This is a genomic window from Frischella japonica, from assembly GCF_014489845.1.
Taxonomy (GTDB): Bacteria; Pseudomonadota; Gammaproteobacteria; order Enterobacterales; family Orbaceae; genus Frischella; species Frischella japonica.
Map to the genome: position 1 here is coordinate 182,726 of NZ_JABURY010000010.1, position 22,211 is coordinate 204,936.

Annotated in this window: 16 protein-coding genes; 11 read left to right on the forward strand and 5 right to left on the reverse strand. The window is 34.3% G+C overall.

Going from position 1 to position 22,211, the window contains the following annotated elements; translation table 11 throughout:
* The first annotated feature begins 97 nt into the window (after window positions 1–97).
* From FcAc13_RS04800 to cspE, 8 genes are all read left to right on the forward strand, one after another.
* Entirely contained in the window at window positions 98–1,117 is a 1,020-nt protein-coding gene (locus FcAc13_RS04800; RefSeq protein WP_187755064.1) for a hypothetical protein, read from the forward strand.
* A gap of 286 nt (window positions 1,118–1,403) precedes the next feature.
* Window positions 1,404–5,132: a DUF4132 domain-containing protein gene (locus FcAc13_RS04805; protein WP_187755065.1), complete on the forward strand. Its 3,729-nt coding sequence runs from the start codon at window positions 1,404–1,406 to the stop codon at window positions 5,130–5,132.
* A complete protein-coding gene (locus FcAc13_RS04810) occupies window positions 5,126–6,223 on the forward strand; it encodes an ATP-binding protein (RefSeq protein WP_187755066.1) in 1,098 nt (365 codons plus the stop codon). The genes FcAc13_RS04805 and FcAc13_RS04810 overlap by 7 nt, the downstream gene beginning before the upstream one ends.
* Window positions 6,224–6,235: 12 nt before the next feature.
* Window positions 6,236–8,776, forward strand: a complete 2,541-nt coding sequence (locus tag FcAc13_RS04815) for a DUF5682 family protein (protein ID WP_187755067.1) — start codon at window positions 6,236–6,238, stop codon at window positions 8,774–8,776.
* Between the two features lie 9 nt (window positions 8,777–8,785).
* Entirely contained in the window at window positions 8,786–9,955 is a 1,170-nt protein-coding gene (locus FcAc13_RS04820; protein WP_187755068.1) for a VWA domain-containing protein, read from the forward strand.
* Window positions 9,952–10,341, forward strand: a complete 390-nt coding sequence (locus FcAc13_RS04825; RefSeq protein ID WP_187755069.1) for a hypothetical protein — start codon at window positions 9,952–9,954, stop codon at window positions 10,339–10,341. Before FcAc13_RS04820 ends, FcAc13_RS04825 begins: the two co-directional genes overlap by 4 nt.
* The gene (locus FcAc13_RS04830) at window positions 10,338–12,452 is read left to right on the forward strand and encodes a hypothetical protein (RefSeq protein WP_187755070.1); all 2,115 of its coding nucleotides are present in this window, start codon (window positions 10,338–10,340) and stop codon (window positions 12,450–12,452) included. Before FcAc13_RS04825 ends, FcAc13_RS04830 begins: the two co-directional genes overlap by 4 nt.
* 1,417 nt (window positions 12,453–13,869) lie before the next feature.
* Complete coding sequence (gene cspE / locus FcAc13_RS04835) at window positions 13,870–14,079, forward strand: transcription antiterminator/RNA stability regulator CspE (RefSeq protein ID WP_187755071.1); 210 nt, start codon at window positions 13,870–13,872, stop codon at window positions 14,077–14,079.
* Between the two features lie 49 nt (window positions 14,080–14,128).
* Here cspE and FcAc13_RS04840 read toward each other — a convergent pair whose 3' ends face one another.
* Entirely contained in the window at window positions 14,129–14,596 is a 468-nt protein-coding gene (locus tag FcAc13_RS04840; protein ID WP_187755072.1) for a thermonuclease family protein, read from the reverse strand.
* A gap of 304 nt (window positions 14,597–14,900) precedes the next feature.
* Here FcAc13_RS04840 and glpG point away from each other — a divergent pair, with 304 nt between their 5' ends.
* A complete protein-coding gene (gene glpG, locus FcAc13_RS04845) occupies window positions 14,901–15,728 on the forward strand; it encodes a rhomboid family intramembrane serine protease GlpG (protein ID WP_187755073.1) in 828 nt (275 codons plus the stop codon).
* A gap of 80 nt (window positions 15,729–15,808) precedes the next feature.
* Here the strand turns inward: glpG and cptA are convergent, their stop codons facing one another.
* Window positions 15,809–17,503: a phosphoethanolamine transferase CptA gene (gene cptA, locus FcAc13_RS04850; RefSeq protein ID WP_187755074.1), complete on the reverse strand. Its 1,695-nt coding sequence runs from the start codon at window positions 17,501–17,503 to the stop codon at window positions 15,809–15,811.
* Between the two features lie 263 nt (window positions 17,504–17,766).
* On the reverse strand, window positions 17,767–18,354 hold the full coding sequence (locus tag FcAc13_RS04855; protein WP_187755075.1) for an IMPACT family protein: 588 nt from the start codon (window positions 18,352–18,354) through the stop codon (window positions 17,767–17,769).
* Between the two features lie 59 nt (window positions 18,355–18,413).
* Here FcAc13_RS04855 and nfi point away from each other — a divergent pair, with 59 nt between their 5' ends.
* Window positions 18,414–19,091: a deoxyribonuclease V gene (nfi, locus tag FcAc13_RS04860; protein ID WP_187755100.1), complete on the forward strand. Its 678-nt coding sequence runs from the start codon at window positions 18,414–18,416 to the stop codon at window positions 19,089–19,091.
* Between the two features lie 4 nt (window positions 19,092–19,095).
* On the forward strand, window positions 19,096–19,842 hold the full coding sequence (locus FcAc13_RS04865) for a tRNA1(Val) (adenine(37)-N6)-methyltransferase (RefSeq protein WP_187755076.1): 747 nt from the start codon (window positions 19,096–19,098) through the stop codon (window positions 19,840–19,842).
* A gap of 41 nt (window positions 19,843–19,883) precedes the next feature.
* Here FcAc13_RS04865 and FcAc13_RS04870 read toward each other — a convergent pair whose 3' ends face one another.
* Complete coding sequence (locus FcAc13_RS04870; protein ID WP_187755077.1) at window positions 19,884–21,284, reverse strand: basic amino acid/polyamine antiporter; 1,401 nt, start codon at window positions 21,282–21,284, stop codon at window positions 19,884–19,886.
* A gap of 60 nt (window positions 21,285–21,344) precedes the next feature.
* Window positions 21,345–22,115 (reverse strand): dimethylargininase, encoded by a 771-nt coding sequence (gene ddaH / locus FcAc13_RS04875; protein WP_187755078.1) that lies wholly within the window; start codon window positions 22,113–22,115, stop codon window positions 21,345–21,347.
* Window positions 22,116–22,211: the final 96 nt, after the last annotated feature.

Below are 22,211 nucleotides of genomic sequence, written 5' to 3' on the forward strand. Positions count from 1 at the left end.
AAATTATCACTGACATTGTTAAGGCAGCAAAATAGCTGAGCTGCTAAATGTTATCGCTAAATAAATGAAACCAGCGTAGGAATAAATAGGCGTAAAAATGAATAACTACATCCGAAATATTTTGTGTTTTTTTATCTATTTGATGATTTCTTTTAATAGTTATGTAACAGGGATTGAAAAAACAACCTATTCAATAAGACGTGATATGCAACTTTTTTCAGTGGCTAAGATTGATTATCTTGCTCAAACTGATCCTTTTCTCTTTGTTTCTTTGTCGGATGTCATTCCTTATGGCGGTAATAATGAAAATATTCAATACATACCAGAAAAAAATTTAGCCGACTCGCATCAATATCAATATAGTAAAAGGCAATATCTTATCACCAAACCATATCGCGCTAATCTTATGAAGGATCTTGGCTTATCAGAAAATGATCAGGTTTTTATCTACGATTATGCGCTGAATCGGTTAATTATGTTTAAAATAAGCGAACTTAAAGCATTAGCGGTGATTGATTTACTTAGTTATCAGCAAAATGGTCCTTTTTATGGTTACCAATATATGCTTGGATTTGCCATTACACCACCAAAAGCCTTTGATCCTGCTACCACATTAGTCTATTTCGGTAAACAAAATCCATTTGCGCAACAAAAATTGACACTGTTGAAATGGGAAAAAATTGATAATCAGCGATTTCCTAAAACGAATGACTTTGAAGTTGACTACTCCAAACCTATCAAATACTTATTAGATCGAATTACATTTTTAGCTAATGCAAATGGTTTACGTTATTTAGTACAATACTATCAAAATAGCCAGCGATTAATTATAGAAGATTCTAAGGCTAATATTATTGCTGATTTTATTCATGTTGTAGACGAAAATAATGATTTATGGTTTTTAAATGGTAACTACAATGGTATTTATTATACCAAACAATGGTCCGGTTATTTATTTGAAAATCAGTCGCTAGTCGTTTTTGGATTTGAGCGACCTTTATCGGGTTGTCCAACCATTAATTTTATTAATCCATCTTATGATAGATTAGTAATAAATTGTGATTATCGCCACTTGCAACCTATGAAGGATCTGAAATTTAAAAAAACAGATCAATAAAAAGGATTTCAAAATCATAAAATTTCAGTTCATCGAGTAAACAATATATATTTCTAAAAAATATAATTTTTAGTAAATTTATTTTTAATAAGGACAAACAATACCCACAGAACCGTGAGCAGAAGGTTATGCTGAATATATGGCAATGTTAGTGTAATGAGTTGCAATGATTCAGAATGGTAATAAAAACGATTTAGATGAAATAGTGCAAGTTTAAATTATTGCCATCAAAGATAAAATTACAATCATCAATACTTGAAATATTAAAATAAGATTGGAGAAAGGGATGTTTAAAACGTTAAAAAGTAAAATTTTGAATAATAATTCTAAAGAAGGGCAATTATTATTAGACATATTTGAACCATTGGATTCATTAGAAAAAAATATATCAAAGCAAATTACAAATTTTATTTTAAAAGGGGATGATATCGAGGTACTAAACCGTGTATATCAATTAGCAAGTAATCAACCCTTACATCAATTATTGGCCTATCCATGTAGCTCTGATAGGTATTATCTTGATAGAGATCTAAAGAAAAATGTTAAAGCCAGAATAAGATTCTATAAGGACTGGACCAATGTTTATTCATTGCAGCAAATTACGCGTTTTGGTAAAGTTTTAGCCGCTACCGATAGACCTGATAATCATATTAATGTTATCACACCAAAGCTACCATTATGGTTTCTATATTTGTTATTAGATGGATTGGTTACCACCCTCCCTAGGGGGGATATGGTGACAATTTTAGCTACTGAACGTAAAGCTTGGTCAATTAGTCAATTACATGATCTGCTTGAATTAGAAGAAGCGGGTTTGGGGCAAAAATTGCTATTTGCGATTTTTGATCGTCAAAACATCAAAGAATATTACCTCAGTGATTTTAAACATTTTTATCATTTTCAAGATTTATTACCTTATATAAACAAACATCTGGATATATTTAAATCTTTACCGGAGCAAGGTCTTTCGCTGTCAGGGGAAATAGAACAATTAAACTATATCGCCTGTCATCCAGAGCTATCTGTATTGACAATCGATTTGCTAGCTGAGCAATCAGTCAGCGAATTAAAGCGAATTAATGAAGTAGCAGCGACAATTTTAGTTAGTTCTCCGCAAGAAAGAGTACTAACCGAATTACAAACCATCTTAACCCAAGGGACTGCTAAGCAGCGTAGTAGGGCAGTAACCATACTGGCCAGATTATCTGCTGATCGAGAAATTTTTGACAATGCTCTACAGAAAGAAACCAATAAAACGGTAATTAAAGCACTGGAAAAGGCACTGTCGGCGCTAGAAAGTACTCAACAAGCTAAATTGCATGAGCTGGAATTAATTATTCCGCCTTACCAAACTATTACTGAAGTTGCATTGCCAGCTAGTGCACGAGAAATCATAAAGCAGAATTTTGTTGAACAGTTGGCAAAATGTGAGCAAAACGTGCTATATGAAATCGAAATGAATAAAAAAAATAACAGTAATTATCGCTATCAGCAATCTCATTTTGCCGAACTAAAAAAAGTCACTGAAACTAATCTCGATTCAATTTTTGATTATATCAATGGTAAGACAGAATTGTCGCAAAGTTTACTAAAAAAGAAAATCGATGAGAATTTCGACTTTATTTTAATAAAAGGTCGCTTACAAGCATTACCTGAATTTAACCTGTTTCACTTACTACGGATTCATAAACTTTATTCTTCTGGAACATCACTTTATTCTTTATTTACACTATTTGAAGAAAATACATTATTGTTACAGAGTGATTTACGACAAATTGTCGATGTGTTAAATAAAATAGGTTATTGTTCTGATGCAAGTCGCTCTGTAGCGTACCTTTTTTTGGCTAATTCTTATTTTAATCTTACTTGGCACGTTGATTCGCATTATATTTGGCCATTTTTCGCAGAAAATTTAGTGTATATAGATGAGAGCTTGGGATTATTACCCCCACACGTTGATCAAGACTATGATAGTATTTGTTTAGATAAAGCTAATGCAATTGAAATTTTAAGTTTTTTCCCTAATATTCCAGCAAAATATGTTAGTTATTTACTCGAAATTGCTTTTGGCGATAATAAATCATTGCGAGTTTTAGCGCAAAAGGCTTTGGGTTCTTTACCAGACATTCATTATCGAGCAGAAGAAGCACTTTTATCCGCTAAACAGGATGTGCGAATTAATGCTGCACAATGGCTTGCCAAGCTCGGTCAAACTTCCTCGATTAAACCCCTTAAAGAGGCATTAAAAAAAGAAAAACGTGAAACCGTTCAAGCGGTCTTTCTAGTTGTGCTTGAAGATTTAGGAGAAGACATTAGCCAACATTTAACGAGTAAAAAATTATTAGATGATGCTCGTAAAGGATTAAAAGGTAAAAAACCTGCCGACTTAGAGTGGTTCGATGAAACACAATTACCGCCATTAACTTGGAAAACGGGGGAGACGGTAGAACCAGAAATTATTAAATGGTGGATATGGTTAGCTGTGAAATTAAAAGAGCCAGCTAACCCCTTATTATTCATATACACTCGCCTTTTGAGTCCACAAAGCCAACATCACCTGGGACTATTTGTGTTACAGTCTTTTATCCATAAAGATACCCTAGCACCGACCATACAAGAGGCAGAAAGAGAAGCCAAACGAGGTGCGTTACGGCGTCAACAAGATTATTTAAACTACGCTAAACGTTATCCCGAATACTATGGACAATATGCAAATATGACACTGGAAGATGCTTTCGAGATGATCAAGAAGGAAGAGCTTGCACGATTAATTGGGTCAGCTATTAAATTTAAAGGTTTACTCGCTTTAACCAGTGGCATTGAAGGTTCTTCCGTCGTGCCGATTTTGTATAACTACATGAAAGTGTTTTATAAACGACGTGCGCAAATTGAGGCAATGTTGGAATCGATAGCGAACAGCGATGACCCTCTCATCATACAGTTATTATTGTCAATTGCGCGTCGTTATCGAACCTCTTCTATACAAGAAAAAGCGAAATTATTGGTTAATAATATTGCTGAACGCAATCACTGGACACCTGATGAGCTGGCTGATCGAACGATTTCGACGGCTGGTTTAGATGAATCAGGCATACTTCATTTAGATTACGGTGAACGTGAATTCACGGCTATTTTAGATCACAATTTTAAATGGATCTTAAAAAATCCCGAAGGTAAAGTGATTAAAGCCTTACCAGAAGGACGTAAAACTGAAGATGAAGAATTAGTGAAAGAAGCGAAAAAACAGTTTAGTAATAGCAAAAAAGAAGTTAAACAAATTCTTGATTTACAGATATCACGCCTATATGAAGCTATGTGTATCCAGCGCTATTGGACAATAGCGGATTGGCAAAAATATTTACAAGGTCATCCGATCATGAACCGCTTAATTCAGCGTCTTGTTTGGTTAGTGATTGATCAGCAAGGTAATATTTGTCAAAGTTTCCGACCAACCGAAGATGGCAGCTTGATTGATTTCGAAGATGATGAGTTAACGCTGAACGAAGACTGTAAAATCATACTGGCTCATGGCGCACTATTGACTCAAGAAATGGTTGAAAAATGGCAAACCCACTTCAAAGATTACAAAATTAAATCACTGTTTACTCAATTTGATCATCCTTTACCTGATCTCTCAGCGGTGAAAGATGGGATCATTAATGACTATAAAGGCTGGGTAACCGATACCTTTACCTTACGCGGTATTTTAACTAAATTAGGGTATAAACGTGATGATATCGGAGATGCTGGAAGTTTTGATGGTTATTATAAATATTTTAGTGGTAGTGAATTATATATTAATATTCAATTTAGTGGTAGTTATGTTCCTGAAGATAATATTCCTGCCGTGCTATATAGTCTGTACTTTAGTAAACAACATGGTTGGAATGATAAAGCAATTGATATCAATGAAATACCGCCGGTGCTATTAGCTGAAGGTTATGCGGATTATACGGCAGTAGCCAATGCATCAAGTGGCTATGATCCTGAGTGGGAGAAGAAAGCATTATGGTAAAAGTAACACAAGCAATTCGGTTAAGTGCTGAAGAACGTTATCGTGAAGAATTAAATCGATTAACCCAAATTGATAGCCAAAATAATAAGCCAGAAGGCTGGTTATTATCGCCGAAATCGGTACGGCAGTTTATATTAGGTGATGAAAATTTAGCTGTAAGCCGTAAATTTTTTGGTGATGATCCGTTGGTTGATAGGGCGATAGTTTCTCTACTTGGTAAGCAAGGCTTAATGCTCGTTGGGCAACCCGGCACAGCTAAATCGATGTTATCAGAATTGTTAGCGGCGGCGATAAGTGGTGACTCAAATCTAACTATTCAAGGTACGGCTGGTACAAGCGAAGATCATATTCGTTATTCATGGAATTATGCATTATTACTGGCTGAAGGACCAACTGAACGCGCATTAATAGGATCACCTATCTATCAAGGAATGAAGCAAGGAAAGATCGTTCGTTTTGAAGAAATAACCCGTTGCCAACCAGAAGTACAAGACATGTTAGTATCTTTAATGTCAGAAAAGAAAATGATGATCCCTGAAATGGGATCTAATAGTATGATCAGTGCCAAGCCTGGCTTTAATTTAATTGGCACGGCGAACTTGCAAGATCGTGGCGTACATGAAATGTCAGCCGCTTTAAAACGACGTTTTAATTTCGAAACCGTTAATCCAATTACAGATCAAAAATTTGAAATTGAATTGATCCAAAAACAGCTTACACAAGAGCTAGGTGATTTGATTACTCAGATCACTATTCCGATCGATGTGATTGAACTTTTAGTCACAACCTTTCAGGAACTTCGGGAAGGCGAAACTAGCCAAGGTACAAAAATCAAAACACCTGATGCTGTTATGTCAACCGCTGAAGCAGTTAACGTGGCCTATGCTTCGGCATTAGATGCCTACTATTTAGGAGATGGTACGTTAACGGGTGGACAAATCGCTAAACAACTTATTGGTGTGGTTTTAAAAGATAATGCTGATGATATTAAACGTATTCAATTCTATATGGATAATGTGGTACGTGAGCGTGCAAAAAAATCAGATAGTTGGCATTCATTTTATCAGGTATCAAAAACCTTCTGGAAATAATAGTGGATGAATATGACCAATAGTGAAACACGACTACCTGAGCGTTTGTTAAAAGCATTAGCTAATCAGCAGGCTTTACAGCAAGAACAAATCTACTTTGCACCGGTACGTCACCATAGTCCCGCTTGTAGTTATGCCGTTAGGCAGTTGATTAAACAAGTGAAACCGACACATGTTCTAATTGAGGCGCCGGCCAGCTTTTCTACTATGCTGGAAGTTTTATATGACAGCAGTATCCAACCCCCTATTGCCATACTCTGTCAAACAAAACTTAGTGCTAAAGCAGGAGCAGAAAAAATACAGCAGAATAATGTATTAACCGAGCAGAGGACGCATTCGGCATTTTATCCGTTTTGTGATTATTCACCAGAGTGGCAAGCAATGCGGATGGCAAAAGAACAGCATGCTATCGTTCAATTCATTGATTTACCTTGGTCTGAACAAATTCTTTGTGAAAAAAATACTGAACAAAGTCACTCATTACTTTCTGAAGTCTATTTAAAACATAGCCAATATATTAAACAGCTCCAGCAAAAATTGCATTGCCGAGATCATGATGAAGTTTGGGAACATCTTTTCGAATTAAGACAATATGATGATATTGCTAATTGGCAAAAATTTTTCTTAGATACATTTATTTGGTGTGCCATGGCACGCTTGGATTATGAACCTGAATCACTTGAAGCAGAGGGTACATCGCAACGTGAACAATATATGTTAACTGCGATAGCACAATTAAAACAAGCTCAGCCGGATGTGAGTATTGTAGTGGTAACAGGAGGATTTCATACATTAGGACTTCTGGAAGGATTGTGGCAAAATCAACTCGTTTTTCCAACAAAATCATCCATAACCCAATTTGAGCGTCAACAAAAAAGTGCTGAACAAGATCAATCATGGCTTATCCGCTATAGTTATGATCGATTAGATGCTTTAAATGGTTATGCATCAGGGATGTTATCACCTGCATTTTATCAAGCTTCTTGGCTATCTATGCTCGATTATGAACAAAATCCGCAGCAATATGGCACGAGTAAATCTAATCGACAAAAGCATGTATTACAGTTTTTATCAATAATTGCTGGTCAACTACGGAAGCGATCACAATTTGATGATGTGGTTGGGTTTGTTCCATTACGATCTGCAATCGAACAAGCTTGTTTATTGGCTGAGCTGCGTGGGCATGATGGTCCAGGACGTTTTGATCTACTTGATGCCATTCAATCGGCATTTATCAAAGGTAGTGTTCACGATATGCGAAGTGAGTTTTGGCAAATAGTTATCAATTGTTTATCAGGTAATCAATTGGGACATATTCCAGATGGTACAGTATTGCCGCCATTAATTCATCATGTTTATACAACATTGAAAACATATCGTTTTAAATTAGAAGATACCCAACCGAAATTGTCTCATATCGATATTTATCGCAAACCTGAGCATCGGCAACGTAGTCGTTTTTTACATTTAATGGCTTTTTTAGAAATTGGTTTTGCCAAACGTCTTGATGGTCCCGATTATATACATGGTCAGCGATTATCGATTATGTTTGAAGATTGGCAATATGCTTGGACCCCAATGGTTGAAGCCAATTTGATCGAATTATCTGACCAAGGTACTGAGCTAAAGCAGATCGCTATAAAAAAATTGCATTGGCAGACAGAACAATTAGCGCAAAAAGGTTTATCACAATCAAGTGGTCATGCAGTGAGCAGTGTAGTTCAAGCCGCGTTAATGGGACTTCAATCCTATTTTAGACAGGTGTTAAACGATCTGAGATATTTTATTGAAAGTGATAATGATTTAGATTCGTTAATCAGTTGTGGTGACCAGCTTCTTTATTTATGGCAGGGGCGAACTTTCTTAGAACTTAATGCTAATGATACATTATTGACGCTATTAGCTAAAATTCCTGCACAAGCCTTCTTTTTGTTTGAACGTTTTAAACAATCTGAAGAAGAGCAACAACAGCAAAATCTAAAGTTATTACTATCATTACGAGATTTTATCACTAATTTACCTGAACCGCTGGATAAGAAACAGCTTAAACAAGATTTTTATCAAAATCTATATCGTATACGCCAAGGTTTAAATTCAGCGCCGTTATTGCGAGGTGCAATCGATGGTATCAGTTACATAGATTCTTATCTTAGTGAAGTAGAATTAGAGAACGCGATAAAAACGGCATTTGCTATTGGTGCAGAGGGCGAACAAGCGACTAATTATTTCCTTGGAATCATGCAAAGTGCGCCGGAATTAATTCTTTACTCGACTATCTTAATTGATAGTTTGGATCATTTAGTCAAAACTTGGCAAGTTGAGAACTTTATCACAATGCTGCCTAATTTACGCTGTGCATTTAGTCAACTCACACCTAAACAAAATGTTATTTTAGCTGAGAAAATTGCCAGAAAATATGGTATTGAACATGAGGGTTTAGATCTTCAACCATCTGAATTTACCGAAAATGATCTTAAAACAGCTATTTCTTTAGAGTTATTGATCACGGATCATATTAAAGAACAGCATTTACAAAACTGGTTTAAACAATAGAGGTTTAACATGACAAATCATGATTCAGCCAGTGAGATAACTAACGCTGAACATCTAAAGCGCTGGCGACTGATTTTGGGCAAATATGCTGAAGAACATTTAAATCAAAATCAATTTAATTCAACCGATAAACAAATTTCACAGTCGTTGGATTATCTTTACCAACACGAATATCGTCGTCGCGGATTGCTCACTGAAAAAGAAGGGCAGGAGAAAAGCCAAGCAGGGGGGAAAGAAAGCTCAATTTATAATACGGTTAATTGGCTTAATCAATCACGTAAGTTATTTCCCCAAAGTACCTTTGAACGGATGCAATCACAGGCGATTGAGCGATATGGATTACAAGAAATTTTAAACGATCCCAAAGCAGTCCGATCGTTAGAACCCAATATTAATTCACTTCGTTTGTTGATGAATCTACGTGGTAAATTAAACAATGAAATGCATAGTGCAATAAAAGATGTATGCCAAAAAGTTGTCGATGAAATTTTACAAAAGATTCGCTCGCATTTCATCAGAGCGATAACCGGTAAAAAAAATCGTTTTAACCGATCGCAGATTAAAATTAATCAAAATTTTGATTGGCGTGCTACGATTAAAACAAATTTAAAACATTATGATCAGGTTAAGCAACGAATCACAATCGAGAAAGCCATTTTTAATTCACGTTCAAATCGACAGTTGGCTTGGGATATTATTTTATGTGTTGATCAAAGTGGTTCAATGGACAGTTCGATCATCTATTCGGCGGTTTGTGCTAGCATTATTGCTAAATTACCGGCGGTAAATTTAAAGTTATTTGTATTTGATACTCAAATCGTTGATTTGACTCATTTAGCACATGATCCGGTTGAAGTATTAATGACCGTACAACTTGGCGGTGGTACTGATATTGCTAAAGCGCTTGACTATGCTGAACAAAGAATAACCAATCCACTAAGAACAGTATTAGTATTGATTAGTGATTTTTGTGAAGGAGGAGCCCTAAATCATTTATATAATACCGTTGCAAGAATCAACAGCGAACGGGTTAAGATGCTAGGTTTAGCCGCATTAGATGAGAATGCTGAGCCTGTCTACGACACGCAAATATCTCAACAATTGGTTAACCGCGGTATGCATGTTGCTGCCTTAACACCAGAACATTTTGCTAATTGGTTAGCAGAGGTAATGCAATGAATAACTATCAAGTTTATCTAAGTTTTGACAATGCTATGTTGAAACAATACACCAATACCGAACAATTACTACGAGCACATAAAGATATTGCCGCAAATAAAATAATCTTGCTTGAAAAGCAGCAAGATGCAATAACGTTTAAAATAGGAAGTCAGCAAGTGAAACTTTCATCGCAAGGGATTCACATGGCCAGTTGTAGCTGTCAAGCCCATGGTCATTGTGCACATATAATTGGCGCTATATTATGGTTACAAGCCAATGCAGCTAGCTTGGACATTCAATTTACCCCTATAAATCAATCAGATCACTATTTCAATGAACAATCCTATTTAGACATTGATTTTATAGCGCATTTATTTTCAATCGTAACTTGGATATTCAAATGAGTTGGTACAAAGTCTATTTAAATTATGACCAAGATGCACTGGCAATGTATGCCAATATCGGACTAATTCGTCGGGCACGTAAAGATATCGAGGCAAATAAAATCACCTTGATTGAACAACAACATGAGGCTATGACTTTTGCTGTGGATGGACAAAATGTTACACTTTCATCGCAGGGTATCCATAATGCCAGTTGTGACTGTCCGGCTCATGGTCATTGTAAACATATCATTGGTGCTGTGTTATGGTTACAAGCAAATACTGATCGTTTAGCTCTAGAATCACAATCGGCTATTGATGTTATATCTAATGATCAGCAACCTAGCCAACAAGTTCGTGCTACAGTCGATGTCATATCTGAAATACTCTCTTTAGATGTCAAAAAACTATTAAAAAATTTTGGTAAAGCTGATATACGTTTAGCTTATCAATTGGTTTTTGATTGGCAGGAGCAAAATAGTATTAGCATACAGCAACAAGATGGGCAATTACGTTTTAGTATAGCAGAAAGTAGCACTCCTATAATCTATATGGCTGGGGCAGGTTTTAATGGTATGATTTCTGAGTTGCCGGCAAAACAAAAAAAAGCGGTGCATTTAGCGCTGATTGCTTATCTATTCCAACAACATCAACAAGCATGGGCTTGGCCCGAAGATTTGGCTAACACGCAAAATGACATTGGCAGACTTTCGTCTGATGAAATGGCATTGTTAGAACAAATTGAATCCTATATTCATGCGTTAATTCACCATGGATTGTTCCATGTTACACATAGCCAAGCTAAACAAATACAACTGCTTAATATGTCGGCGCGATCGCAAGGTCTCCCCAGATTAGCTGCTATGCTCAGGCATCTCTGTAAATTAGTGGAACTTATGGCAGATCGCCATTTTTCGGTAGATGAGCAAGATATTTTGCTTTTTTTAGCGCAGCTAAGTGGTTATATCAATATGTTATTAAATCATCAAGGTCAACAATTATCGGTGCTACGTGGGCAATTAAAACGTAACTATCAAACAGAAAAACAAACATTAGATTTATTACCATTGGGGGGTAATTGGTGGCAAAGTAGAACCGGCTCATTGGGAGCAACGTTTTATTTTTGGGATAAGAAACAACAACAATATTATGAAACAACCATAGCCAGAACTAATAGAAGCGAAAGTAATTTTAATCAGCACTCAATATGGGATACGGCATCGCTTTGGCAAATGATGCCAAGTGCATTAATGACACACGCTTTTACACTTGATCATCCACGTTTATCAGTAGAAGGGAAACTTGCTAGCAGTGGTTCGAAAGTAACATTACAAAAAACCAGCTGGCAGCATCAAGATTATGAACAATTTAAAGCTAAGGTTGGTTTTAACAATTGGTCAGAATTAAGTCATTATTTACAAAAAAACACGGTGGATAATACATTATTAAATGAAGTCATTTTTATACATATTACTAATTTTGAGCAACCAAAGTTTGATGAAGTTGCGCAAAGCTTAATTTGGTGTGTTGAAGATAATCAACAAAATCAGCTTTTATTAAGAATATTTTGGTATGGGCAACAACAAAAACGTTTGGATCTCTTACATATATTTCTAAAAGCAGGTAATCGACCATTGACGGTACTAGTAAAATGCATAAGGAATGACAATTGCTTAGATCTCGAACCCTTTGCCTTACTTTATAAACCGTCGTTAGATGGGGATATCAATACGTTCAGTTTAGACTTCAACAATATTGAACAAGTACAAAAGGATAAATCAATACTGAGTAAACTGTTAGCTCGTTTCAAATTATCCGCGGCATCAAACACAAAATTTAAGCCAACGCATTACATGCAAAATACCTTATCAACAATGATAATCCAACCTCTTTTAAATTTACTCCAAAGCTTGACTTGTTCAGGTCGATTGGAACTAGCAACTTACCATAAATCGCGATTGATTCAGTTGAAAAATGATTGTAATACTTTAGGGTTAACAACACTCAGCGAAGTGTTAGACAAAATCGGACAAAACCAACAAGTAAACATAGATCATATCCTTCAAGCGGTTTATCTATGTAATTTAATAAGTCGATCTCATTATGAGCTCCCTATAAAGTTAAATGTATAATCATAATACATCCCGTGAGAGTTTACTGTTAACAACGTTCTAACAATATGCAAGTTTAAGCGTTGTTACCAGTTTTAATATAATATTATTATGCTAATTCAAAATAAGTTTGATATGACCGAAAAATAGCTAAATTTGCTCAAAAACTTAACGCTTAAATGCGCGTTGTTTATGATAAATATTTTTAAATACTAAATGGATATTATTTACGGTTAAAGATAGATATATTATTAATTACAAACCGATTTATTTAAAATCCTTTTACTTTGTTAATATGCAAAAAATATGGGAAAATTTCTATTAAATAGACTCACTTCGCAACAGTATTATTAATTTATGTTTAAGACAACATTCAATTAATATCTTTTTATAGTAACCCTTACTGAACAATAGTGTACTAAATGAAACCCTTTATTTGATAGCAATGAAATTTAAAACAGTTGGAATGTTTAAAGGCTTGATATGTTAATTGTATGCATTAGTGTATGAATAATATGCTGACAACAAATTGCGTTTTTTTATTAATTAATAAGCCAGCCTATGGAAATTATGGTCCATCGATAAGATAACAATTAATGATATTGGGAGTGTAGAAAATGATATTTGAACTAAAGATTTTTAAGAACATTCTAAAAGCGCTTTCATACTAATAAACTATTTTACAGAATGAAAAAAAATTCAAGATAAGAAAAAAGTTGCTGAGCTTCATGGAATTTAAAAGAAAGCTTAGATTAAGAGGTTAATTTCAAAAAATTAAAATCATTTGTCAACTAATTTGATTTATTTATATTACTTTAGGTTAAGCATAAATGTTTAAATAGAAATAATGATAACGATATGTGAAATACTAATTAATTGACTTTATGTGATTTTTAATATAATATTTGATTTAAAACTTGTTTTATATATTATTAATTTTGTATGTAAAATTAATTAAGTCTTTAGCCAAACTGTCGGTTGTCAGTTTATTTAAGTTCATACATCAGAAGTTTCTATCGATTAAACTAATTGGTATTAACTAATTAGTTAATAAGTTTTTAACGTAGACATAATTTTGTCTTTTGTTATAATTTAAAATTATTTTTCAATAAAAACATGATGTTATAATAAATACCGCGTCGTTTAGCAAGAGATATCTCAATTTAGAGATACTTCTTGTGTAAAATTATTATTAAGAAAAATTCGAAATAGCTTGCTATCTGTCATGTTATGTGCGTTAATATGCACAGCATACGACGTGCAGCTCTATTAAAGCATTAGAATTTGAAAATAATTCGTTAATAGTATACTTACCATTGTTTGTTTTTATTAGCTTTAGCTTCTTTCTAAGTGTTATAAATAAGATTTGTAAGTTTTATGTCAATCCACATATTTTTGATATGTGTTTATTTTGTTTATATATTTAGGATATTGTTAAATGACTAAAAAAACTGGCCAAGTTAAATGGTTCAATGAAAGTAAAGGTTTTGGATTTATCACTCCTGCTGATGGAAGTAAAGACGTATTTGTTCACTTTTCTGCAATTGTTAATGATGGTTTCAAAACTTTAGCAGAAGGTCAAAATGTTGAATTTTCAATTCAAGACAGTGCTCGCGGACCAGCTGCTGCGGACGTAAAAGTAATCTAAATAACCGATTACACCGAATATTTAAGAACCCTATTTATAATAGGGTTTTTTATTTTTTGTGTGACTGCTTATATACCCATGGTTCAATTGGCTGTTTATCTTGCCATAATCCTAATTTTTTTTGCCTTGCATTTGCTTCAATTTTTAGAAATTTTTGATTGGTTGCATTATTTTTAAAGCGATAAGCCCAAGCATAGCCACTTTTTACCATTTCTTGATTAATATTCATCTGATGATACAAAATAATAGCCAATGTTCTTTTATAAATATCCTTGCCTTTATCTATAATTAAAACCTGTTTTTGATCTATCAATGACGCTAGGTATTGTTTTGACTTATGAGAATAGGGTTGACCATGTTCTGGTGCATCAATATCTATTAAGCGTACTTTTATTTTATTATTTTTCGTGGTTAGAACCTCAACTGTATCACCATCAATAACTTTAATTACTTTTGCTGAAAAATTAGCAAATGCATTAATACTAAAAAAAATAAAAACAATAATCCATTTTTTCATAATGTGGCCTCTAAATTTTATTTAATTACTATAATCGAATTTAGCGTAGATTAACTGAAAGGCATGGCATTTCTCTTATGGTAATAAAATCTATGTGGAAGTTAATTTAATTTTAATGCTAAGTAGCGTTTTTGTGATTTATGTACCAATTTTCTTTAAATGATTTTCATCCGATTTTCGCGTTTATTTATTAAATAAAAATATTTAATCATAACAAAATCTCTATTAAAGCATACTCATTAGCATTAATCAGTTGCATTTTTGGTATAATTATTAATAGTAACAGTATTAAAAGGTGATTAATATGTATTTGGTATCATTTAAACATGCACAATATGCTCAAACTTTTGTGGATTATATGAAAACTAAGGGAATTATTGTGCGGATGGAATCCGATGCAGAAGGAAATTATGCATTATTTCTCGATAGTGATGATGAAAATACTCTTATAACCGTTAAATCAGCATTAAATGCTTACTTAGAAAATCCGCTTGATCCTCACTATACCAATGCAAGTTGGCAAATTGGTAGTAACCTTCCTCATCGTCCCAGTAAATTATTTACCCTTAGTTTACCCAACATTATTTCAGTTGGGGGATTAACAAAATTGATCACAGCGACTTGTATATTTTGTTATATGCTACTATTACTTTTTGGTAAAAATATACTTTTAGCCTATTTAGGTTATCCAATTGATGCTAATTATACTCAATTTTGGCGATATTTCACACCAGTATTCATGCATTTTTCATTATTGCATCTAGTTTCGAACTTGGTTTGGTGGTGGTATTTAGGGGGAATGATTGAAAAATATCGAGGAATATATAAACTGCTTGAAATATTAATTCTAGCAGCTATTCTTGGCAATTATGCGACAGCAGAAGTATCAGGTCCCTATTTTGGTGGTTTATCTGGGGTAGTATATGCTTTGATGGGATATGTATGGTTATATGGTGAGAATGTTAAAACTTCAACCATAAGATTTGATCGCGGAATGCTTATTATAGCTATCGTTTGGTTGATTGCTGGTTATTCTGGCTGGCTAGGAGCAATTGCTAATACTGCACATTTAGTCGGTTTAATGATTGGCTTGTTATTAGCAGCTAAAGATATTTGGATTTTAAAAAAATAATCAATAACTATTTAAGGGTTGCAAAATAGCTTATTGATTATTTATGGCTAATAACTTGTCACGGTGATTAATTTGCTGTCTTATTTACGAAAAAGCTTATCAAAATCATGCAAACCATTTTTTGCATATGGATCACCAATCCAGCGGGTTGTTTCAACAAAGGCTGGATTAACTAGACTTTTACTTGGTTCATAGAGATTATAGTTTAATCCAGCAAGATCGGACCAAGTATGAATAAAGTCTGCCGTACTATATTTTCGATTAGTATATTGTTGATAATTTACGGCATGAGTCTGTTGCCATTGTGGAGAAATCCAAAGTAAAAATGGAATGGTATACATAGGTTCAGTTGGGGCTTTTTCATTTCGGCCTAATACATCATGACTTGGACTTTCATAGACATCTTCACCATGATCAGAAAAATAAAGTAAAAACCCATTTGGTTTCGAATCGGCAAAAGTATGAATTAATTGACTTACCACAAAATCATTATAGCTTTCTGCATTATCATAATTATTGAAATGTTCTAACTCCTTATTATCCAAATTGAAATTTTTTGGTGCAGATGTAAACCGTTTGTATTGTTCAGGGAAACGGTAGCGATAATTCATGTGAGTTCCTAACAAATGAACAATAATGAATTTCTTTTCATCTTGATCATTAAGTACTTGCTTAAATGGCTCTAGCACCACTTCATCATATTGACGTGAATTTTGATTACGATCATTATTTAAATAAAATTGTTTATCGGCTTGTTGCGAAAACATGGTCAACATGGTATTGCGTGCCGTCATGGTTTGTTGATTCGTAATCCAATAGGTTTTATAGCCAGCTTGTTTCATAATTTGTATTATTGATGGCGATTGCAAATATAAATCAGGATGCTGCTCATCAGCAAATGTTAAAACTTGTTGTAACACCTCAATCGTATAAGGTCTGGATGTAATAACATCATTGAACTTGATCAAGTTTTTATCTTGTTGATAAAGTTGATCTAATAATGGGGTAGTATTACGTTCATAGCCGTAAAGGCTCATGCGTGTTCTCGTTGTGGATTCACCAATTACTAATACTAAAGTTCTGGGCATATTGCCATTGCTATCACTAAGATTAAGAATGGGGGGAACAGATTCATAATGTTTCAATAATGCATGCATATTAGTTAATTGTTGATGATATTTATTAAAACTAATCAATAATTGCCATGGTAACGTGGTTTCCATTTTAGACACAATATATTTGACACTGCCATCAACATTTTTATTTTTAATTAATAAGCAATTAAAAAATGGTAAAATCACCGTTAGAAAGATGATTAGCAAACCAAGCAGCAAACGTTTAGTATATTTGACATGAAAAGGGCGAACATGGGTCCACAACCAAAAGGCGATTAAACTATAAATAATTAACGTGATTAGCAAGGTTATACTAAAATATTGTTGTAGATATTCAGATGTTTCTTGCAAGTTTGATTCAGACATCACAAAAAATACACTTTGAGAAAATTCTTGTCTATAAATACAAAAGTAACTAATTGGAATTAATGAAGTCAGCCATAATATAATCCCCAATATTAAGGCAATTTTTTTGCAATATTTGGGAAATATTAATCCAGGAATTAAACATAAGAGTGTATAGATTAACGAATCACGTAATCCACCAATCATGCTATGCTTAGTTATCACTAACACGAGCTGCAATCCACATGAAAAGTAAGCATAAAAGAGATATTGCCAAAAAAAGGTTTGCCAAAAATTGATTTTTTTCTGATCCATGATTTAAAGAAATAAACATAAGGGTTAATCAAGTTTAGCAAATAAAAATTAAGAAAACCTTAAATCAAATTAATTTCTTAAAGTTTTCTTTCAAGCCGTTAGGTGAGATTTATTCTTGTGTTCGATAGAGATTAATTAATTCTTCTGTGCTATCCGCATAAATGATGCCAATACGAAGTGCTTTAAAATGCCATGATTAAATGATTGTATTTAGAATTAGCTTAATTCTTGCTCGACTGAGTATTGCAATAAAATTAATTAGCTTAATCTAAAATAATTATCTGTTCACGTCCTCGGGTCAGGTTGGTTACCGTTTGATTAAGGTTGGCTAAGTTTTCTTCGGTAATCGCAAAAATGATGTCTGTACCAAGCGCATTAAAGTCTTGTGATTCAATGACTGCATTAGCTTCTTTAAGCCGGTTCTCCAACACGGGCCATTCAGCATATAAACATGACAAAGCACATTTTATACGAATTACAATGGGTTGTAATGGTGCTTGTTGTAGGCAATGGCTGGCAGTACTTCCATAAGCTCTAATTAATCCACCTGTTCCTAATTTTATACCACCAAAGAAACGTGTTATCACCACAATAGTCTGATCACAATCTTGTCCTTCAATAGCAGCTAAAATAGGGCGGCCAGCAGTACTGGTGGGTTCACCATCATCATTAAAACGATATTGATTACCGATTTTCCATGCCCAACAATTATGAGTAGCAGTAAGATCACTGACTTTTTCAATAAATTCACTTGCTTCCTGAACAGTATTAATTGACGCTGCATTGACAATAAAGCGACTTTTTTTAATTTCTTCAGTAAGACAAAAGGGGGTAATCAGTGTAAATGCCATGAAATAATCTGCTAAAATAGTGAAACAGCTTAATAATACGATACTAAAAAAAAATGTCTATCAATTTAGAGCAATTAAAGCAACAACAACTGGATTATGCTTGTCGTATAATCACCCAAGATGATTTTGATTTTGATTTTTCTGAACCACGCTATATTGGTGGTACTGATGTGGGATTTGAAAATGGTGGTGAAATAACTCGAGCGGCGATTGTTGTGTTGTCATATCCTGATTTAGCACTGGTTGAATATAAAATTGCTAAAATTAAGACAGCCTTTCCCTATATTCCAGGATATTTATCATTTCGGGAATATCCAGCTTTGCTTCAAGCATGGCAACAAATTGATCATAAACCAGATCTCTTGTTAGTGGATGGTCAAGGTGTTGCGCACCCAAGAGGTATCGGTATTGCCAGTCATCTTGGTCTATTATTAAATATGCCAACGATTGGTGTTGCCAAAAAAAGGCTTTATGGTCAACATGCAGAACTTGCTGGTACGCCATTAGCTTATGAAAAATTAATGGACAAATCAGCGGAACAGCAAATCGGTTGGGTATTACGTAGTAAACTTCGCTGTAATCCGTTATTTATATCGACCGGTCATCGAGTGAGTCAACAAACTGCATTAAAATGGGTCATCAACTGTTTGCAAGGTTATCGTTTGCCTGAACCAACTCGTTTTGCTGATGCCGTGGCATCTAATAAACCCTTGTTTGTCCGTCGTTTGCAAAGGTAGTTAAATGCAGAAATTAAAAAAAGGTGGTTTTACGTTTAAACATTTTTTTGTTGCTCATGATCGAAGCCCAATGAAAGTTACTACCGACAGCTGTCTATTAGGTGCCTGGGCACCAATTGATACTAAGGTTAGGCGAGTATTAGATATCGGTACTGGTTGTGGCGTTATTGCTTTAATGCTTGCTCAGCGTTTAGCACAACAGCCTTGTCAAATTGATGCAGTGGATATTAATGAGCAAGCCATTTTGCAATGTCAACAAAACATTCAAGAGGCACCTTTTAACAATATTACCACCTATTTACAAGATATTAATCAATTTAATACCAGTAAGTCAGGCTACTATGATCTTATTGTTACCAATCCACCTTATTTTGAACCGGCAGTCAGTTGTCGCAATCAACAGCGTCAACAAGCACGTTATACGGAAAGTTTAAATTTCCAACAGCTGATAACGACAGTAAAGCGCTTATTAACATCTGATGGTAAATTTTGTTTAGTATTACCTTATCATTTAGCTGAGTTATTTAAACAACTGTGTGAAAATAATCAACTTCTACTGTGCAATAGATTAAATCTACGTTATACAGTGGCGAAACCATATTCGCTTACTTTAATGTGTTTTTCTCCCTGTCAGCAAATAACTAGTGAATCTGAGCTTTATCTACGCGAAGAAAATGGAAAGTATAGTGATGATTTTAAACAATTGTTAGCCGATTTTTATTTATTTAGATCATCAGCAACGAATAATTAATTTAATTGACTAATCGTTACTGACCCGTTCTAATTATCTTATTACAGATAAAAATACCCTAACGCACTTATGGCCAATAGCACGATAATTGTGGCATAAACCTTATCATGAAAATAATTGAATACCATTAATCCTCTTTGCTTACGGGCATAGCGGTAAAAAAACAGCCCTAAGCTGTAAAGGATCATAGAAAGCAATAAATAGCTTAAACCACCTGCGTAGATCAGCCATAATCCGTATATTGTGCCACTAAGGCCAATGATAATTAAATATATTTTACCCTGTGCTAAGGCAAGTTTAAACACAAAAGCGGCTGAAAGTAGGTAAGGGATTAATACCATTGAGGTAGAGAGCTGAATCAAGGTATTATAACCAGATTGATAAAAATGAGCCATAATTAGCAAAATACTAATGAGTAGACTTGTTAGCCATAAGGCATTTGCCGGCGTACCTGCTTTATTTACTATACCAAAACAGCGAGGAACAGTATGTTGTTCACCATGACCACTTAAGAATAACATTTCGGCCGCTAACATTATCCACGATAATAAACCTCCACTGACCGAAACAATTAAACCAAGATTGATAAAAGTAGCTCCCCAGCTTCCAACAACGCGTTCAATCACTAATGCCATTGACGGATTTTTCATGGCGGCTAATTCGTGTTGTGGTACGATCCCTAATGATAAAACTGATACACATACTAATAATAAGCTGGTAATAGCAAAGCCGAAAAAGGTTGCACGGCTTATCGTAAGGATATTTTTAGCTCTGGCTGCATAAACAGTGGCACTTTCAATACCTAAATAGACCCATACGGTATATAACATGGTATGTTTAACTTGTTGTACAATCGATCCTAGCTGGGGAGAGCCCCAAAAATCAATATTAAATGTTGTGACATTAAAAGCCAGAATGATACAAACAATAAACAGTCCAATCGGAATAATTTTAGCTAAGGTAACTATACAGTTTAACAGGAATGCTTGATAAATACCTTTTAATACAAAAAAATGCACCAGCCATAGAAAACACAGTCCGAAGATGAGTGAGGCAAGGGTGGTACCATCGCCAAAAAAACGCAAATATTGAAAGGAGCCAAGTGCGCTACATAATATGACTAAATAACTTGCGCATGACATCCATGCAGATATCCAATACCCCCATGCGGCATTAAAACCAATATAATCACCAAATCCCTCCCGAACATAGCCATACAAACCGTCGTTAATCTTATAAAATCGCACTGATAAATATTGAAAAATACGCGTTAGCATGAACATGCCTAATAAGGTAATTATCCAGGCAATTAATATCGAGCCAGCTCCAGCACCTTCAGCCATATTTTGTGGCAAGCTAAATATACCACTCCCGACAATACTTCCTACCACTAAAAGAGTTAATGGCAATAAGCCGAGCTTTTTTTTCACTGATTTATTCATTCTCGATTCTTAATGTTAGTTTGTTAGACGATTAATATTTTGTATAACGTTAAATTAGTATTAAAATCTTAATGACATACAACTAACGCCACCATCAATTTTTCGATATTCGGAGGTATCAACTTCAATAACCTGATAACCTAAAGCTGCAATTTTTGCTTGAGTTATTGGATATCCTGCAGGCATAATAACTTTGCCATTTACCCATATACAATTAGCAGCATAGCTTTCAGATTCTGGAATTTCAATTATGTTAAGATGTTGAAACTCGGGTTTAGTAATAAATTCTCCAGCTGCTAATAGATTATTATTTTCTAAATAAGCCAGACCTGTTTTGAGATGTAATACTTTTTCTAAAGTAACGATGGATCCCGTCATACCATATTGATTTAAGATTGCAATTATTTGTTCCGCACCTTGCTGATTCGTTCTGGCGGATAAACCAATATAATAATGATTATCTACCATCATGATATCGCCTGCTTCTACTGTTCCTGGGGCGGTAATTTTTTGTACTTTATCGGGATAAAAACGTTTAATAGTCTCTTCTATGATTTGGGTTTCACCTCGGCGGCTTTCTGCACCTGGTCGCGTAATAATGGCACAATGTGGTGTACACAATACCGGATCTTCAACAAAGACAGAATCGGGAAAATTTTCATCAGCGGGGAGAATTGTAATATCAACATCACATTTTTGTAATGCGCGGATATAATTATTATGTTGATCTAAAGCTTTTTGATAATCAGGTTTACCTAAATTGGCTGAAGTCAATCCATTGATAAGTGATTTGGCAGGAGTTCTAGTAATAATGTGGTTGAATTTTGTCATTTTCATTCCTTAATAATTATGCTTTATTAATGAATAATAATTCACATTATTTGCTTAATCAAGCACTAAATTGATTTTTTATGCTGTTTTTATTGT

What these genes read in the sequence shown, in the direction of transcription:
- FcAc13_RS04800 (WP_187755064.1), top strand. Translation starts at nt 98, where the DNA reads ATGAATAACTACATCCGAAATATTTTGTGTTTTTTTATCTATTTGATG.
- FcAc13_RS04805 (WP_187755065.1), top strand. Translation starts at nt 1,404, where the DNA reads ATGTTTAAAACGTTAAAAAGTAAAATTTTGAATAATAATTCTAAAGAA.
- FcAc13_RS04810 (WP_187755066.1), top strand. Translation starts at nt 5,126, where the DNA reads ATGGTAAAAGTAACACAAGCAATTCGGTTAAGTGCTGAAGAACGTTAT.
- FcAc13_RS04815 (WP_187755067.1), top strand. Translation starts at nt 6,236, where the DNA reads ATGACCAATAGTGAAACACGACTACCTGAGCGTTTGTTAAAAGCATTA.
- FcAc13_RS04820 (WP_187755068.1), top strand. Translation starts at nt 8,786, where the DNA reads ATGACAAATCATGATTCAGCCAGTGAGATAACTAACGCTGAACATCTA.
- FcAc13_RS04825 (WP_187755069.1), top strand. Translation starts at nt 9,952, where the DNA reads ATGAATAACTATCAAGTTTATCTAAGTTTTGACAATGCTATGTTGAAA.
- FcAc13_RS04830 (WP_187755070.1), top strand. Translation starts at nt 10,338, where the DNA reads ATGAGTTGGTACAAAGTCTATTTAAATTATGACCAAGATGCACTGGCA.
- cspE (WP_187755071.1), top strand. Translation starts at nt 13,870, where the DNA reads ATGACTAAAAAAACTGGCCAAGTTAAATGGTTCAATGAAAGTAAAGGT.
- FcAc13_RS04840 (WP_187755072.1), bottom strand. Translation starts at nt 14,596, where the DNA reads ATGAAAAAATGGATTATTGTTTTTATTTTTTTTAGTATTAATGCATTT.
- glpG (WP_187755073.1), top strand. Translation starts at nt 14,901, where the DNA reads ATGTATTTGGTATCATTTAAACATGCACAATATGCTCAAACTTTTGTG.
- cptA (WP_187755074.1), bottom strand. Translation starts at nt 17,503, where the DNA reads ATGGATCAGAAAAAAATCAATTTTTGGCAAACCTTTTTTTGGCAATAT.
- FcAc13_RS04855 (WP_187755075.1), bottom strand. Translation starts at nt 18,354, where the DNA reads ATGGCATTTACACTGATTACCCCCTTTTGTCTTACTGAAGAAATTAAA.
- FcAc13_RS04865 (WP_187755076.1), top strand. Translation starts at nt 19,096, where the DNA reads ATGCAGAAATTAAAAAAAGGTGGTTTTACGTTTAAACATTTTTTTGTT.
- FcAc13_RS04870 (WP_187755077.1), bottom strand. Translation starts at nt 21,284, where the DNA reads ATGAATAAATCAGTGAAAAAAAAGCTCGGCTTATTGCCATTAACTCTT.
- ddaH (WP_187755078.1), bottom strand. Translation starts at nt 22,115, where the DNA reads ATGACAAAATTCAACCACATTATTACTAGAACTCCTGCCAAATCACTT.